Here is a 15,686-nt window from a genome sequence, read left to right on the forward strand (position 1 = left end):
GGCGACCCGAGCCTCAGGAGTCGCTGGGCGGCAACTCGAGCGCGGCCGCCACGACCCGCCACACCTGCTTGCAGGCCAACCCGGCGGCCAGGGCCTCGTCGACCGTACGGTCGCCCAGGTCGGCCAACTGGTGCTGACTGGCCCACACGCGGGCGTACGACCCGCCCAAGGCCTGCTCCATCCGGGCCCAGAACTCCGATTCCTTCATCGCGGTTCCTCTCCGGCGACGGGCCGCAGTCGGCGCCGTCGACCGATCAGTCCTTGGGCGATCGCCACGCCGAGCAGGACGACCACCGCGCCGACCGGCTGGTGCCAGGTCATCCGCTCGCCCAGCACCGCCACCCCCAGCGTGGTCGCGAACACCGGCGTCAAGTAGGTCACCGTGGAGGCCGTGCTCGCCCCCATGATCGAGATGTTGCGCAGGTTGATCAGGTAGGCCACCCCGGTTCCGACGGCGCCGAGCCCGACCACCGCGAGCAGCGGCTGCCAGGTCAGGTCGTCCGGCGGTGGTGGGCCCGCCGTCAGCAGCGCGACCGGCACCAGCACGACCAACCCGCAGATCATCTGCACCAAGGCCGCCACCGCGGTCGGCTCCGGTCGCCGCGACACGAACCGTCGGGTGTAGCCGAACGAGATGCCGTAACAGGCGGCCGCACCGAGGCACATCAGCTGACCGGGCAGGTCGGCCGGCCCGGCGGCCATGTCCCACACACCCAGAATGATCAGCGCCCCCAGCAGCCCGGTGATCAGGCCGGCCAGTCGCCGTACGGTCAACTGCTCGGTGCGGAACACCAGCACCGCCAGCGGCAGCGCGAACAGCGGCGTGGTCGCGTTCCAGATCCCGGCCAACAGCGAGGAGATCCGGGCCTCGGCGAACGCGAGCAGGCTGAACGGGATGGCACACCCGACGATCCCGATCACCGCGTTGTGCAGCCAGGCGCGCGGGTCACGCGGCAGCCAACCGCCCACGTACGAGGAGTCGGACGCCCCGCGGACCCGTTGGCGTAGGGCCATCCCGACGACCACGACCGCCAGCGCCAGACCGCCGAACAGCAACCGGCCGGTCGACACCCACAGAGGCTGCAGGGTCGTGACGGCGACCTTGATCAACAAGAAGCTGCCACCCCAGATGGCGGCGAGCACCACGAGCCACAGGAACTGGCGGGGAGCCACCGGTTCTGCCGGCTGCTGGGCCGACGACCGGGGCCGGCTGGGCGCGGCGGTTGTCACCCGGCGAGGGTACTCCGCCGTGCAGGCCCGCCCGAAACCGAGCCGTGGCCCGACGTGGCCAGGACCGAGGTGATCAGAACGCCGACCACACCCGATGGGGTGTCGCCTGTCCGATCCCGGGCACCGACCAGTCACACACCCCGTCGGCGAAGACCCGCAGCAACCGATCCCACTGCTGGTCGGTGAAGTCGGCCGCGTAGTCCCGCCGGTCCACGGGTCGGCGGGTACAGGCGAGCTGGTTGTTGACCACGCCGGCGCCCGCGACCTGGCGGGGCGAGGCGTACGCGGGGTACTGCTTCGCACAACGGCTGCCGACGTGTCCGTCGACGTGCCGTTCGGTGACGAAGCGGCCGGCGATCCAGCAACCGTCGACGAGCCCGGCGGGACGGGCGGCGACCACGGCAGGGGCGCCCGAGACGTCCCCCTCGCGGCGGACCTGGTCGATCGCGGTCAGCCACTCCGCCATCCGGATGACGGCAGCGGACCCCGCGATGCTGCTGGGGCCGTTGTCGGCGTCGGAGACCCAGCTCACCAGGTTGTCGGCGTGCCCGTTGGCCTGCACCAACCGCTGCTGCAGCGTGAACGAGTGGAAGCGCAGGTGCAGGTCACCCCCGGCCTCGTGATCGGTGTAGTTGCGGAAGTCGATGATCGGCAGGTTGCGCAGTCCCCCACCACCGCTGATCAACTGGCCGGTGCCGTACGCCACCGCCAACGCTTGAGGATCGGCCCGGATCCGTTGTGGGGTTGCCATCGCGTCACGGTCGAAACCGCCGATCCGCTCGTTCAGGTCCAAGAAGTCGGCCACCGAGATCATGCCAGTGTTCAGTGCACCGAGGCCGTACTGCACGCCGACGTTGTCCAGTGCCCGGTACGGTGCCCCGCTCGTCACGTCGGCGATCCCCCACAGGTTGTCCTGGTGGCTCAGCACGTCGCACCGGGCACCGCGCGGGTTGTCGACCGGGTCGTACCGGGCCTCTCGTGGCAGCACGTCAGGGCAGTTCTGCATCGGGTCGAGACGGCTCGACGTCATCGCGAGGTGCTGCAGGGTGGCCGCCCGGCCGAAGCCGGTGACCGCAGTGAGTTGATCATCGGTCCAGTCGCGACCGTACGAGGTCACGTAGTTGTGCAGCAGTCGGGCGTCGACCAGCGTCTGCAAGGTGGCGACCGCGACCTCCGGAAACACCTGCCCGGCAACGATTCCGTCCAACAGGCCCGGGTAGTTGTCGCCGATCATGAACAGTTGGTACGACCCGCCCGACACCCCGGTGCCGATGGTGTCGACGGGCTCGCCGAGGGTTTCGACGACGTGCTCCTTGGTCATCGCCATCGTCTCGGCGGCGCGCACCGGGTCGCAGTTGTTGGCGAACCGGTTGAGCGTGGACGAGGCGATCGCATACCCGCGGCCCAGCAGCGAGGCGTCGAGCACCCCTCCGGTCCGCGTCCCCTGCTGGTACCACCCACCGGGGCAGCCGCCCCCGAAGGTGTAGACCAACCGACGGTTCCAGCCGGTTGCGGTGGCGTGCACGGTCGGCTCGCCGTGCCGCGGGTCGTGCAGCACCGCGAACTCGTACACCCCACGGTTGATCACGCCGGTCTCGACCCGGACCACGAACGGCACCGACAGCCCGTCGAGCCGGGTGCGGGAGACGTCGGACGGCAGCCGCCGCGGATCGGCCAACTCCCGGAACTCGCCGTCGGTGCCACGGTAGACGTACTCCACCCGGGTGGCGACGTGGCAGGCCAACCCCTCGGCCCGCGGCAGCCGGTTCCCGGCCGCGGTGGTGAACAGGTGGGTGGTGCAGCTGTACGGATACTGCTGGGCCCCGGCGAACATCGGCCCACCGGTCGGATGATTGCGCACCGTGAGCACCGTCGGCGGCGTCGCCGGACCGGCCGTCACTCGGACCTCGTTGAACCCGATGCGCAGTCCCGCCACCAGGCCGAGCATGATGCGTTGCGCCCCGGCCCGGTCGAACGCCGACGTCTGGTCGAGGCCGTTGACGGTCACCGTGACCCGCTCCGGGTCGAGCCCGGGCGGCACCGTCACGCGCAACAGCACGTCACCACCGGACACCATGTCCGGCCGCGGTGACGACACCACGTGGACACCCACCTGGGGCGTGGTGTCAACGGCCGCGGACAACAGGGTCACCAACAGTGCCAACACCACGCCGATCACGCCGACCCGGAGTCGGCCGACGAGCAGCATTGGGTCACCCCACCACACCGGCCCGGTTTGCGGAAGGGGGCGTAGGTCACGATTGCGCAGCGCCCGGCGGCGAGGACTGTCGGTGGCTGCGGGCATGATGGTCGGGTGTCCGATCACAGGTCGTCCCATCCGTCGCTGGCAGCGTTCTCGCCGGCGACGCGGACGTGGTTCGGTGACGTGTTCGCCGAGCCGACCCCGGTGCAGCAGCAGACCTGGTCGGCGGTCGCCGGTGGTGACCACGCCCTGGTCGTGGCGCCGACCGGGTCGGGCAAGACGTTGGCGGCGTTCCTGTGGGCGCTCGACCGGTTGACGACCGCTCCGGTGCCGGCCAAGGAGCGCCGGTGCCGGGTGCTCTACGTGTCGCCACTGAAGGCGTTGGCGGTCGACGTCCAACGCAACCTGTCCGCGCCGTTGACCGGGATCGCCCGGACCGCCGGCCGGCTCGGCACCGAGGTGGCTGAGGTGTCGGTCGCGATCCGCAGTGGCGACACCTCCGCGGCCGATCGGCGGCGGATCGTCACCCGACCGCCGGACATCCTGATCACCACCCCGGAGTCGTTGTTCCTGCTGCTCACCTCACAGGCCAAGGAGGTGCTGACCTCGGTCGACACGGTGATCATCGACGAGGTCCACGCGTTGGCCGGCACCAAGCGGGGTGCCCATCTGGCGTTGTCGTTGGAGCGGCTCGCCGAGGCGTGTGAGGTCGAACCACAACGGATCGGGTTGTCGGCCACCGTACGGCCGCGCGAGCGGGTGGCCCGGTTCCTGGCAGGTGACCGGCCGGTACGGGTGGTGGCACCCGAGGCGGCCAAGACCTGGGAGCTGGAGGTGGTCGTCCCGCTGCCGGACCTGACCCAGCTCGACGCACCACCGACCGACGCGGTGGCGGCCGGGGACGCCGAGCCGCCGAGCCGCTCGATCTGGCCGCACGTCAGCGAAAAGGTGCTCGACCTGGTCGAGCAGCACACCTCGACGATCGTGTTCACCAACTCCCGGCGGGTGGCCGAGCGGCTGACCACCCGGTTGAACGAACTGCACGCCGAACGGCTCGGCGTCGAGGTCGACGACGACCACGCCCCACCGGCGGCGATCATCGCCCAGTCCGGCAGCGGCCACCCGCAACCCGAGGGCGTACCGGCGATCGCCCGGGCGCACCACGGGTCGGTGTCGAAGAAGCAACGCGAGCACACCGAGAGTGCGTTGAAGTCCGGCGCACTGAGGTGCGTGGTCGCGACCTCGTCACTCGAGCTCGGCATCGACATGGGCGCGGTCGACCTGGTGGTGCAGGTGGCCGCGCCACCGTCGGTGGCCAGCGGCTTGCAGCGGGTCGGCCGGGCCGGCCACCAGGTGGGGGCGGTGTCGCGAGGGGTGGTGTTCCCGCAGTACCGCGGCGACCTGATCGATGCCGCGGTGGTGCTCGACCGGATGCGCCAAGGTGCGATCGAGGAGGTCGCTGAGCTGGTCAATCCGATCGACGTGCTGGCCCAGCACGTGGTGTCGATGTGTGCCTTGGGCGACCGTGACGTCGAGGCCACCTTCACCATGATCAGGCGAGCCGCCCCGTACGCGGAGCTGCCGATGTCGGTGTACGAGTCGGTGCTCGACATGTTGTCGGGCCGCTACCCGTCGGAGGACTTCGCCGAGTTGCGTCCCCGGCTGGTGTGGGACCGGGTGGCCGGGACGCTGACCGGTCGGCCGGGGACGCAGCGGCTGGCGGTGACCTCGGGCGGCACCATTCCCGACCGTGGCCTGTTCGGCGTCTACCTGGTCGGCGGCGAGGAGGACACCGCGCCGAGTGGTGGACGACGTGGCGGCCGCCGGGTCGGTGAGCTCGACGAGGAGATGGTGTACGAGAGTCGCGTCGGCGACGTGATCACCTTGGGCACCTCGACCTGGCGGGTCGAGGAGATCACCCATGATCAGGTACGGGTGTCCCCGGCCCCCGGGCTGCCCGGCCGGTTGCCGTTCTGGAAGGGCGATGCGCCGGCCAGGCCCGCCGAGCTCGGCCGGGCGGTCGGCGCGTTCACCGCCGAGGTCGCCGGCCTGCCACGGCCGACGGCGCGGGACCGGTTGGCCGAGGTGGGGTTGGACGAGTGGGCGATCGACAACCTGCTCGGCTACGTCGACGAGCAACGGGCGGCGACCGGCGACCTGCCGACCGACACCGTGGTCGTCGTCGAACGGTTCCGCGACGAGTTGGGCGACTGGCAGCTGTGCGTCCACTCCTCGCTGGGGCTGGGCGTGCTCGCCCCGTGGGCGCTGGCGATCGAGCGGTCGGCCCGGGAACGGTACGGCGTCGAGGTGTCCGCGACCGCCGGGAACGACGGGATCGTGCTGCGTGTCCCCGACACCGCCGACACCGCGCCCGGCGCCGACCTGGTGATCATGGACGCCGACGAGTTGCGGGAGGTGATCATCGACGAGGTGCTCGGCTCGGCCCTGTTCGCGAGCCGGTTCCGCGAGTGTGCGGCGCGGGCACTGTTGCTGCCGCGGCGCGACCCGGGTGCCCGGTCACCGTTGTGGCAGCAGCGGATGCGGGCGGCCCAGCTGCTCGGGGTGGCGACCCGGTTCCCCGACTTCCCGATCGTGCTGGAGACGATGCGCGAATGCCTCAACGACGTGTTCGAGCTCGACGAGTTGATCACGCTGCACCGGCAGATCGCCGCCCGCCGGGTGCGGGTCGTCGAGGTCGAGACCGCCCGCCCGTCGCCGTACGCGAAGTCGTTGTTGTTCGGGTACGTCGGGGAGTACGTGTACGCCGGCGACCTGCCGCTGGCGGAGCGACGGTCGGCCGCACTGTCGTTGGACACCGACCTGTTGACCGAGCTGCTGGGTGGTGATCAACTGCGCCAGATCCTTGACCCGGCAGTGATTGCGCAGGTCGCCGACGAGGTGCAGGGCCGCACCGCCGACCGGCGGGCCCGGACGGTCGAGCAGCTCTTCGACCGGTTGCGCACCTCCGGGCCGTACGACGACGCCGAGCTCGCCGAACGCTGGGCCCGGCCGGAGTCGGCCGTGGAGTCGGCGGGCGAGGATGAAGTCGCCGCCGACTCGGACGTCGACCCGGCTGCCGAGGTGGTCGCCGGCGATCCTGCCCTCACCGCCGCGTTGGCCGAGCTGGTGGCCGCTCGTCGGGTGGCGGTGGTGCGGATCGCCGGGGTCGATCGGTACGCCGTTGCCGAGGACCTGCCCCGGCTGCGCGACGGCCTGGGCGTGCCGGTGCCGCCCGGGATGGCCGTACCGGAACCGTCACCGGATCCGCTGGGTGACCTTGTCCTGCGGTGGGCCCGCACCCACGGTCCGTTCACCGCACAGGCGATCGCCGACCGGTACGGGCTGGGCACCGCCGTGGTCGACGATGCGCTGCGTGCGCTGGTCCGGGCCGGGGCGGTGGTACGGGCCACCTTCACCGATGAGCTGGACGGACCGCAGTACTGCCACGCGCGGGTGCTCGCGACGATCAAGCGCCGGACCCTGGCCGCCCTGCGCGCCGAGGTCGAGCCGTGCGAACCCGCTGCCCTGGGACGTTTCCTGCCACGCTGGCAACAGGTCTCCCCCGCCGGGAGCCGCCCCCGCGCGGCCGGCGGCGACGGCGTGATGGCCGTGGTCGAACAATTGGCCGGAACCGTACTGCCGGTCAGCATGCTGGAGTCGATGATCATGCCGGTGCGGGTGGCCGACTACTCCCCCGCACTGCTCGACGAATTGATCACCAGCGGTGAGGTGCAGTGGGTCGGTGCCGGCACCATCGGCGACAACGACGGGTGGCTCCGCCTACTGCCGACCGGGATCGAGCCGCCGCCGGTGGCCGAGTTGCCGCCCTCGTCCGAGCTGGCCACCTCGGTGCTGGCGCGACTGTCGGCCGGTGGCGGGTGGTTCGTCGAGGACCTGGTGCCCGAGGGCGGCAACACCGGCGACACCCTCGACGCGCTGTGGGAGTTGGCGTGGGCCGGTCTGGTCACCTCCGACACGCTGGCGCCGCTGCGGGCTCGGCTGGCCGGCACCCGGGGTGCGGTCCGACGGACACCGCAGACCCGGACCAGGCGTGCGACCGCCAGGCGGATCCGACCGCCGGTCCGGCCCGGAGCGACCGGCCGCTGGTCCCTGGTGCGGCGGAGCGAGGTGTCGCTGACGGCCCGGATCGCCGACGAGGTGCTCGGCCTGCTCGACCGGTACGGCGTGCTGACCCGTGGCAGTGTCACCGCCGAGGACCTGCCCGGCGGCTTCCACGCCGCCTACCAGGCCCTCAGCCGCCTCGAGGAGTCCGGCACCTGCCGCCGCGGCTACTTCGTCGCCGGCCTGGGCGCCGCCCAGTTCGCCCTCCCCGGTGCCGTCGACGAGCTCCGCTCCCTCTCCGGCGATGCCCCACCCACCGAACGCCCGTCGAGCACCCCCACCGACCACCCGTCGACCAACCCCACCGAAAGCCCGTCGAGCTTGTCGAGACGTCCCGTCCACGTCCTCGCCGCCTGCGACCCGGCCAACCCGTACGGCGCAGCACTCCCGTGGCCGGCCCGCGAGGGGCATCGCCCCGGCCGCAACCCCGGCGCTCTGGTGGCGTTGGTCGACGGCGAACTCGCCGGCTACCTGGAGCGCGGCGGCAAGTCCGTGCTGACGTTCCCGGTCACCACGCCCGAGGGTGACCGGCAGGCGCTGGACGCGCTGGCCGCCGAGCTGCGCCGCGGCGTGCTCGGCACGGTGACCTTGGAGCGCATCGACAGCACCGACGTGTTCGCTCACCCCGATCGGCAGGCCTGGGTCGATCGAGGGTTCGCGATGGTGCCGCAGGGGTTGCGGCTGCGCCCCGCCCAGCACTGATCAGCCACGCCGAAGCCCTTGACTCCTTTGACTCTGTACTGCAAACTTTAAATTAAGCTTTGTCGCCCAAACTTCTAGCAGAGGCCATGGATGTCACCCGACGAACCGTCCCCGCAGTCACCTGACGAACCCACCGCGCAGACGTCCGGCGACGCGGTCAGGGAGGCTGGGCCAGAACCTGCGGACGTACCGGACGACCCGGCGGCCCTGATCGACGAGCAGATACGACACACCGAGCAGGCCACCACCCCACGGACGTGGGTGTTCCACACCATCTGGGGTGTGGTCTGGATGCTGAGCGCGGTGATCGGGCTGGTCGCCCCGTCCGGCACCTCGACACTGCTCGCGATCGGCATCCTGTGGGTCGCCGGTGTCATCACCAGCGGTGTGTACGGGGCCCGCTTCGGCACCGGCGTCCACGGTGGATCACGCCGGACCGGTCATCGGTATGCGATCACCTTCACCGTCGGGATCGCGTGGGCGGTACTCGCCGCCGTGCTGGTCACCTCCCGGCTGCCCGCCGACGTCCGTCTCGCGGTGGGGCTGGGCATCGTGCTGGGGGTGTTGGCGGCGCTGGGACTCGCCGTGTCCGGCGTCGGGGTCCTCCCGGTCGGACTACTGCTGTCGAGCGTGGTGCTGCTGGCGGTGCCGGGACCACTGGCCCTCCCGCTCGGTGCGGCCGCCGCCGGGGCCACCCTGCTGGTCGAGGCCGCCCGACTCCGGCAGGTCACCGATGAGTGACGAACCGATCCCCGAGGTCACCCAACCGGACCCATTGGTCCACGCCCCGGTCCGGCTCCGGCTGCTCGCGACACTGACCGCACTGCCCGCCGACGACGCGTTGACGTTCCCACGACTGGCCAAGCTGCTCGACGTCACCCCGGGCAACCTCACCTCACACCTGCGCAGTCTGGAGGCTGCCGACTACATCGCCACCACCACCACCGGCCGCGGCCGCGGCTCGGTCACCACCGTCGCCCTGACGCCCACCGGTCGGGCGGCCTTCATCGCCTACCGCGCCTGGGCGCTCACCCTGCTCGACTCCGGGAGTGCCCCATGAGGTACGCCATCACCGTCACGCTGTTCCGTCCCGTACTGCTCGTCGTCGCCGCGCTGATCACGGTCGGGCTGCTCGTCGTCACCGGCAGCAATGCACTCGCCGTGACCAACCCGATGGTCTCGACGCTCTACTTCACCGTGGTGGGTGGGATCTGCCTGATCGTCGCCCATCGCGTCCTGCACGCCCGCGGCAGCTCCGTCCGGGAACGCATCGGCTTCGAGCCACGCCGCATCCCCCGCGACCTGCTGGTCGGCCTCGGCCTGTTCTTCGCGCTCTACCTCCCCTTCGTGATCGGCCTGATGGCTGGCGGATTCCTGTTGCTGGGCGCCGAACCGTGGAACCGGTTCGGCGAGGTGTTCGCCCCGGCGGCCACCACCGATCTCGTCTGGTCGCCCACCGTCGCCCTGGTCGCCGCCGTCGTCGCCGCCGTCGCCTTCCCACTGCTCAACGCGCCGGCCGAGGAGATCGTCTACCGCGGGCTGGCGATCGACGCCTTCCGTGACACCCCAACCCCGACCTCGGCAAGACTGCGTACCGGCCTGGCGGTCGTCGTCCCCACCATCGTGTTCGCCGTGCAACACATCATGTTGGCTCCGACACCATCCGGGATGGGCGTCTACGCGTGCGCCTTCTTCTGCTGGGGTCTGGCGGCCGCCCTGTTCGCCGTACGACTGAAGCGCCTGATGCCGCTGGTGGTGGCGCACGTGATCACCAACGCCGCGTTCTCCACCATCCCGCTCGCGATGATGATCGCCTGAGGGAGTCCGAACCGGTCCCGCGCGTACGCCGAGCCCCGCCGCTGGTCGGTGATCTCACCCCACTCTCCCCCACGCGGGGGAGTTCCCGTCGGCCGGGTTCCGGAACGGTGGAGCCCATGACCACAGTGCGATCACCCGACGTCTCGCCCGGCCGGGCGACCCCCACCTTCGAGCACCTCCCTCACCGACACGATCCCGCCTCGGCAGGTCCCGAACGTCGAACCACGGGTGTGGTCGCAGCGATCGTCACGATCGGCTGGCTCCTCGTGTACGCAGGGATCCGGGCCGCCGTCACCGTCATCGACCCGGACGTCCCGCTGTCCGCCGTGGGAACCGACCTGATGTTGTTGGCCGGCTGGCCCGGGGTCGTCGTCCTGGGGGTCGGCGCCGCGATCGCCGTCGTCCAGGCCGGGCTGCCCAAGCCGGTCCCGGGGTCGGTCCGCTGGTTGTTGATCACCGGGGGTGCGGGACTGTCGGCCACACTGTTCGTCGCCGCAGCCCTGTTCCTGCTCGACCTGGTGGGCGGGGTGCTGCCCGGCCTCGGGATCCCGTTCCATCCGTACGGTGCCGCCCTGCGGCTGGGTTGTGTGGTCGCCGCCGGACTCCTGGCCTGGCACACCCACCGGTTCTGGGTCGCCACCCGGCCCGCCGGCGCCGGCATCGACCCGCTCGTCGCGACTCCGTGGTGGGCCTGGGTCGCCGGTTACGCCGCGGCGCTGGGGTGCCTGGTCCGCCTCGGTGCCCAACTCGTCGTTGGGCTGGACGCGAACCCGCTGGCCGCCGGGCCGATGATGGTGGTGTTCGAGGTCGGCTTCCTGCTGGCCGGACTCCTGCTCCCCCTGGCGCTGGTGCACTCGTGGGGTCGCAGCTGGCCGTTCTGGGTGCCGTTCCTGGCCGGACGGCGCGTCCCCAGATGGTTGCTGGTCATCTCCGGTGGGGTGCTCGGCGTCGGCATGACGGCCTACTTCGGCATCGTCCTCGGCCAGATGATCATGGAACGCCTCCAGGGTCGGAACCCGTTCCCGCCGTCCGGTGGCCTCACCCTGCCCGAGCCCTTCTTCTGGGTGTCGATCCCCGCCTATCTGATCTGGGGTGTCGGGCTGATGGTCGCGACCGTCAGCTACCACCGGATCACCAGCCCGGCGGCTCGTGCTGCCACCGCTGGGAGTCAGTCGAACTCGACCTCGGTGTAGCGCGGGTACTCGCCCTGGGCCAGCTTGAGCAGGTGCGCGTGGGCGTACTCACACACCAGTGCGTGCCGGTAGACCTGCTGCGGTACGTCGACGTTGGAGTCCATCCACAGGCTGAGGCCACCCATCTTCCAGTGCTTGAAGGTGTCGTCGCCGGTGATCAGCGCCAGGATCTCCATGAACGAGTCGTCGAACCGCATCGAGTGCACCGCCCGGCGGAACTCCTCGAGCGTGAGTGCCATCGCGAACGGGATGTTCATCAGGCACAGCGCGGTCTGGATGTCGAGCTTCAGCAGACGTGGCAGGCGCCGCTCGGCATCCAGCGGCGGGATGCCGAGGTCACCGAAGTTGATCACCTCGGGCCGTTCCAACCGGACATGTTCCAAGGCGATCAGCACGTCGTACACGTTCACGTCGTGTTCGACGACCGCATTGTCGCCGAGCTCGCGCAGGCTGGTCGGGCGAAGCGTGACCGGCTCCATCTCGGCGGGGGTGTTGTGGATGATGAAGTTGACCAGGTTCGTCTCCACGACGAAGTGCCTGATCAACAACTCAACCGCATCGGGCGACACGAACCGGCGCAGGAACCAGATGCACAGCCGGTCCATCGTGCCCAGCGACATCCACCGTCGTGGCACGACCCGCTTGATCACCATCACGATCCCGATCAGCAGCCGGGACAGCACCCGGGCGATCGGATACAGGAAGCGGCGCGACAGCCGTCGCTGGTCGTCGATGATCTGCTTGGTCAGCGCCCGGTCCAACGGGATCGACGGATCGGCGAAGATCGCCTCCCACATGCTCGGGTCCGACCGGACGTACTCGGGGGGCCGAGGGAACTCGGGGGCGCGCATCTCAGTACCGGTCCAGTTCGGTCAGCTGCATCACGTACAGCCGGGACACCACCGCCGCACAGGTGACGATCGCGTCCGCCGCCGCGTCGTCGACGATGTCCGAGGTCAGAATCGCGTCGAGCTTGCCGGTGTGGCCCTCGTCGGCGGTCTGGTGGTAACGCATGAAGTGGACCTGGTTGTCGGCCAGGCCGAGCGCGGCCTGGAACTCCTCGGCCCACTCCAGTGCCTTGCGCGCACCGAGCCCTTCGATGATGAACATCGCACCCAGGCAGTCGATCGGGTTGGGCTGACCGGCCCGGTGGAACATGTAGCCCGACAACGCCTCGGAGCCGATGTTCTTGCGGCCGGCCCGCAGCTCCTCCCGGGAGCCGCCGACCGCAACGAAGTCACGCTCCAGCAGCAGGTGGTCGCGGTGTTCCTCCACCGCGTGATGCATGGCCGCCGACCGGATCTCGAAGTGGGCCATGTCGAAGTTGGACGCCGCCCGCGCGATCCACAGCGAACCGTCGACGACCTGCTGCCGCAGGTTGAACAGCAGCCGCTGGTAGTCGTCGAGGGTGACCTCGCCGGCGTGCAGGTCGCGCAGGATCGGCACCTCGGCCAACCGCTCCTCGAACTCGGCCCAGACCTGGGCCAGCCGGTCGGGCAGGCTGGCGGTCTCAGCGGCGGGTGGTCGTTCGGTGGTGGTGGTCACGGCCGGTTGCTCCTTCGGTTGGGTGCGGTGGAAGCATGAGTCGAAACGCCACTGGACGAGTTCCCGGGCCGGGGCTCGACGACGGTCAGGTGGGCGAAGGCGAACGAGAACCGGCCGGACTCGGGGACGGCCAGCAGGACGGTGTCGCCGGCGGCGAACCGGCCCGTACGCCAGGACTCTTCGAGGGCGATGAAGATGCTCGCCGATCCGGTGTTGCCGCGTGTCTCGAGGTTGGAGAACCAGCGGTCGGTGTTGAGCCCGGGGATCCGGGCACGAATGCCGTCGAAGGCGATGTCGCGGAAGGCGTTGGTGCTGTAGTGGCACAGCACGTGGTCGAGGTGGCGCAGGTCGATCAGGCCGATGTCGACGAGTTCCTCGAACTGCTGCAGCCCGGCCTCGGCGAGGGCCGCGAGGTCGCGGGTGTCCTGCCGGATGTGCATCAGCCCGGCCTGCTCCGCGCTCGCGACGTCGGCCTGGTCCTGCCAGGTCTGGCCGGCGACCGGGTCGGTGCCCGACATCCCGGCACGCATGCAGACCTTGTGCTCGTGGGCCAGCGACATCTGCCGGACCCAGTCGATCCGCAGCGACGGACGGTCCGGGTGGGGTTGGAACTCCAGCACGACGGCCCCGGCGCCGTCGGACAGCATCCAGCGCAGGAACTCCGCGTCCAGGCTCGGCTTGCCACTGGCGAACCGGCGCCGGTGCAGCCACCGGCTGGCCAGCTCGGAGCCCACGACCGCCGCACGGGGGTGGTCCCCCAGCCGGATCTTGGCGCTGGCCGCGTCGAGGGCGGCCAGGCTCGAGGCGCAGACCCCGGCAGCGGTGAGCACCTGCATCGGTCCGCCACCGAGTCGGCCGTGCACCATCGACCCGAAGCCGGGGATCAGCAGGTCACCCTGGGTGGTGGCACAGGCCAGCATTCCGAGGTCGGCGGCGCCGATCCCCCGGTCGGCCAGCGCCGCCTGCAGCGCCTTGACGGCGAGTTCCTCGTTGAGTTCGGTGGTCTGCCCGTCGGCGTCGAGGGCGTAGTGCCGTTGCCGGATGCCGTTGGAGTCGAGGATGCGATTCTTGATCCGGTCACCGCCGGGACCCACGCCACCGAGTCGGTCGGCGATCGCATCGTTGTCGACAGGTTCGCCGGGCAGGTAGCTTCCCAGTCCGGTGATGTAGGCAGATGCTGGCACCGACCCATTATTCATGCTGTCCGGCCAACTGGCAGGGAGCCGCGTCTGCCCGACCGATGAGGGCTCCTGGGAACCGGGCCCGGATCCGACTCAGGCAGCGGCCTGCGCGACCGGCTTGCGGACCCGGAGCGGGGTCACCGCCTGGTGCTGCGCCAACTCCTGGACGGCCATCTCGTTGCTGACCGTGGACAGCACCGACGACATCGGCACCTCCAGCGCGGAGCAGATCGCGGCCAGCAGCTCGCTGGACGCCTCCTTCTGGCCTCGTTCGACCTCGGAGAGGTAACCCAGGCTGACCCGGGCCCCGGACGACACCTCACGCAGGGTCCGCCCCTGGGACACCCGCTCAGCACGCAGGGACGCCCCGAGCAGCTCGCGCATCAGCACCGGCTTCACCGTCATCTCCTGCTCCATGTGGCAACCCTACCTGCCGTGTCCGACAACAGTCCGGCATTGTTCACCGGCCGGTCCCAGATCCTTGGCTCCGTCCCTGTCCAACGATCAGCGGCGGACCACTATTCCCCGACCGGCCGATCATCCTCGGCCTCCGAGCGACCCGACGCCTCGCCCGGAGGTGCCACCTGCCCGGCCAACAGCGCGAACGCCGCCCGCGCCGCCTTCGCACGGATCTGCTTGCGGTTGCCGTCGAGCGCCAAGGTCGCGGCCTCCGTACGACCGTCCGGGCCGGCCACCGCGACGTGGACCGTCCCGACGGGTTTCCCTTCCTGCGGGTCCGGACCGGCGACACCGGTCGTCGCCAGTCCCCAGTCGGCGCCGCAGGCGTGCCGTACGCCCTCGGCCATCAACCTGGCGGTGCCCTCGTCGACCGCACCGAACTCCGCCAGGTGCGCGGCCGGCACCCCGAGCAGTGACGACTTGAGCTCGGTGGCGTACGCGATCACCCCACCCCGGTAGACCGCCGAGACCCCCGGGGCGGCGGTCAACATCGCCCCGACCAGTCCCCCGGTCAGCGACTCCGCGGTGGCGAGCGTCTCGCCCCGGGCCAGCAGGGCAGCGATGATCGGGTCGACGGTGGTGGTCGGCACGGCTCAGAACCCGGGCGTGGCCGGTGGTGGTTGCTGCTGGGCCGACGCTCCCTGCTGCTGCCGCAACGACTTGATCATGGAGATCAGGTAGTCGATCCCGGTGACGACGGTGATCACCAGCGCGAGCAGCACCAGGATCCAGGCGCCCCACTTGAACGGGATCATCAGCGGCAGCAGGCTCGCGATCAGCGCGACCGACTGCACCACGGTCTTCAGCTTCCCACCCCGGTTGGCGGCGAGCACCACCCCGCGGCGCAGGAACAGGAACCGCATCAGCGTGATGCCCCACTCGCGGACCAGGATGGTGATGGTGATCCACCACGCCGCGCCGGCGGCGCCGGAGTCGGGTTGGGTGCCCAACAGCTCACCGATGATGCTGAGGCCGATGAACGCCATCCCGGTCAGGGCCTTGTCGGCGATCGGGTCGGCGATCTTGCCGAAGCTGGTGACGATGTTGTACTTGCGGGCCAGGTGGCCGTCCACCGCGTCGGTGATGATCGCCAGCGTGAACACCCCGGTCGTCGCGATCCGCCACCAGAAGTCGTACGGGTGGGACAGCACCATCCACGCGAACAACGGCACCATCAACAACCGCAGCACGGTCAACGCGTTGGGGACGTTGACCGGGTTGGTGTTCGGCGGT

Annotated in this window: 14 protein-coding genes; 5 read left to right on the forward strand and 9 right to left on the reverse strand. The window is 70.5% G+C overall.

Translation table 11 applies throughout. The features are described from left to right. Positions 1–13 precede the first annotated feature (13 nt). The 3 genes from ACQBAU_RS10700 to ACQBAU_RS10710 form a co-directional block, all read right to left on the reverse strand. The gene (locus ACQBAU_RS10700; protein ID WP_434549132.1) at positions 14–208 is read right to left on the reverse strand and encodes a DUF3046 domain-containing protein; all 195 of its coding nucleotides are present in this window, start codon (positions 206–208) and stop codon (positions 14–16) included. Beyond that, complete coding sequence (locus tag ACQBAU_RS10705) at positions 205–1,230, reverse strand: DMT family transporter (RefSeq protein ID WP_465256754.1); 1,026 nt, start codon at positions 1,228–1,230, stop codon at positions 205–207. The genes ACQBAU_RS10700 and ACQBAU_RS10705 overlap by 4 nt, the downstream gene beginning before the upstream one ends. A 73-nt stretch (positions 1,231–1,303) precedes the next feature. Beyond that, complete coding sequence (locus ACQBAU_RS10710; RefSeq protein ID WP_465256753.1) at positions 1,304–3,535, reverse strand: DUF6351 family protein; 2,232 nt, start codon at positions 3,533–3,535, stop codon at positions 1,304–1,306. A 9-nt stretch (positions 3,536–3,544) separates the two neighbouring features. Between ACQBAU_RS10710 and ACQBAU_RS10715 the strand changes: the two genes are divergently transcribed. From ACQBAU_RS10715 to ACQBAU_RS10735, 5 genes are all read left to right on the forward strand, one after another. Further along, positions 3,545–8,257, forward strand: coding sequence for an ATP-dependent helicase (locus tag ACQBAU_RS10715; RefSeq protein WP_465256752.1), 4,713 nt, complete (start codon positions 3,545–3,547; stop codon positions 8,255–8,257). A 90-nt stretch (positions 8,258–8,347) separates the two neighbouring features. Beyond that, positions 8,348–8,998, forward strand: coding sequence for a hypothetical protein (locus tag ACQBAU_RS10720; protein WP_465256751.1), 651 nt, complete (start codon positions 8,348–8,350; stop codon positions 8,996–8,998). Beyond that, positions 8,991–9,317 carry a transcriptional regulator gene (locus tag ACQBAU_RS10725; protein WP_465256750.1) on the forward strand — a complete coding sequence of 109 codons (327 nt, stop codon included), beginning with the start codon at positions 8,991–8,993 and terminating at the stop codon, positions 9,315–9,317. The genes ACQBAU_RS10720 and ACQBAU_RS10725 overlap by 8 nt, the downstream gene beginning before the upstream one ends. Next, positions 9,314–10,075: a CPBP family intramembrane glutamic endopeptidase gene (locus ACQBAU_RS10730; protein ID WP_465256749.1), complete on the forward strand. Its 762-nt coding sequence runs from the start codon at positions 9,314–9,316 to the stop codon at positions 10,073–10,075. Before ACQBAU_RS10725 ends, ACQBAU_RS10730 begins: the two co-directional genes overlap by 4 nt. Positions 10,076–10,191: 116 nt before the next feature. Continuing rightward, complete coding sequence (locus ACQBAU_RS10735) at positions 10,192–11,268, forward strand: hypothetical protein (protein ID WP_434549139.1); 1,077 nt, start codon at positions 10,192–10,194, stop codon at positions 11,266–11,268. Here ACQBAU_RS10735 and ACQBAU_RS10740 read toward each other — a convergent pair. From ACQBAU_RS10740 to ACQBAU_RS10765, 6 genes are all read right to left on the reverse strand, one after another. After that, positions 11,244–12,119 (reverse strand): DUF6999 family protein, encoded by an 876-nt coding sequence (locus tag ACQBAU_RS10740; RefSeq protein ID WP_434549140.1) that lies wholly within the window; start codon positions 12,117–12,119, stop codon positions 11,244–11,246. The genes ACQBAU_RS10735 and ACQBAU_RS10740 overlap by 25 nt on opposite strands. Position 12,120: 1 nt before the next feature. Beyond that, entirely contained in the window at positions 12,121–12,813 is a 693-nt protein-coding gene (locus tag ACQBAU_RS10745) for an iron-containing redox enzyme family protein (RefSeq protein WP_465256748.1), read from the reverse strand. Then, positions 12,810–13,997 carry a 3-oxoacyl-[acyl-carrier-protein] synthase III C-terminal domain-containing protein gene (locus ACQBAU_RS10750; protein WP_465256747.1) on the reverse strand — a complete coding sequence of 396 codons (1,188 nt, stop codon included), beginning with the start codon at positions 13,995–13,997 and terminating at the stop codon, positions 12,810–12,812. The genes ACQBAU_RS10745 and ACQBAU_RS10750 overlap by 4 nt, the downstream gene beginning before the upstream one ends. 90 nt (positions 13,998–14,087) lie before the next feature. Next, on the reverse strand, positions 14,088–14,378 hold the full coding sequence (locus ACQBAU_RS10755) for a helix-turn-helix domain-containing protein (protein WP_465256777.1): 291 nt from the start codon (positions 14,376–14,378) through the stop codon (positions 14,088–14,090). 134 nt (positions 14,379–14,512) lie between these two features. Continuing rightward, the gene (locus ACQBAU_RS10760) at positions 14,513–15,043 is read right to left on the reverse strand and encodes a CinA family protein (protein ID WP_465256746.1); all 531 of its coding nucleotides are present in this window, start codon (positions 15,041–15,043) and stop codon (positions 14,513–14,515) included. 3 nt (positions 15,044–15,046) lie between these two features. Then, entirely contained in the window at positions 15,047–15,628 is a 582-nt protein-coding gene (locus tag ACQBAU_RS10765; protein ID WP_465259505.1) for a CDP-alcohol phosphatidyltransferase family protein, read from the reverse strand. Positions 15,629–15,686 lie beyond the last annotated feature (58 nt).

It is taken from the genome of Carbonicoccus niuqiaonis, assembly GCF_050157065.1.
Taxonomy (GTDB): Bacteria; Actinomycetota; Actinomycetes; order Propionibacteriales; family Propionibacteriaceae; genus Avipropionibacterium.

What these genes read in the sequence shown, in the direction of transcription:
- ACQBAU_RS10765 (WP_465259505.1), bottom strand. Translation starts at nt 15,628, where the DNA reads ATGGTGCCGTTGTTCGCGTGGATGGTGCTGTCCCACCCGTACGACTTC.
- ACQBAU_RS10710 (WP_465256753.1), bottom strand. Translation starts at nt 3,535, where the DNA reads ATGCCCGCAGCCACCGACAGTCCTCGCCGCCGGGCGCTGCGCAATCGT.
- ACQBAU_RS10700 (WP_434549132.1), bottom strand. Translation starts at nt 208, where the DNA reads ATGAAGGAATCGGAGTTCTGGGCCCGGATGGAGCAGGCCTTGGGCGGG.
- ACQBAU_RS10755 (WP_465256777.1), bottom strand. Translation starts at nt 14,378, where the DNA reads ATGCGCGAGCTGCTCGGGGCGTCCCTGCGTGCTGAGCGGGTGTCCCAG.
- ACQBAU_RS10735 (WP_434549139.1), top strand. Translation starts at nt 10,192, where the DNA reads ATGACCACAGTGCGATCACCCGACGTCTCGCCCGGCCGGGCGACCCCC.
- ACQBAU_RS10725 (WP_465256750.1), top strand. Translation starts at nt 8,991, where the DNA reads ATGAGTGACGAACCGATCCCCGAGGTCACCCAACCGGACCCATTGGTC.
- ACQBAU_RS10720 (WP_465256751.1), top strand. Translation starts at nt 8,348, where the DNA reads ATGTCACCCGACGAACCGTCCCCGCAGTCACCTGACGAACCCACCGCG.
- ACQBAU_RS10730 (WP_465256749.1), top strand. Translation starts at nt 9,314, where the DNA reads ATGAGGTACGCCATCACCGTCACGCTGTTCCGTCCCGTACTGCTCGTC.
- ACQBAU_RS10740 (WP_434549140.1), bottom strand. Translation starts at nt 12,119, where the DNA reads ATGCGCGCCCCCGAGTTCCCTCGGCCCCCCGAGTACGTCCGGTCGGAC.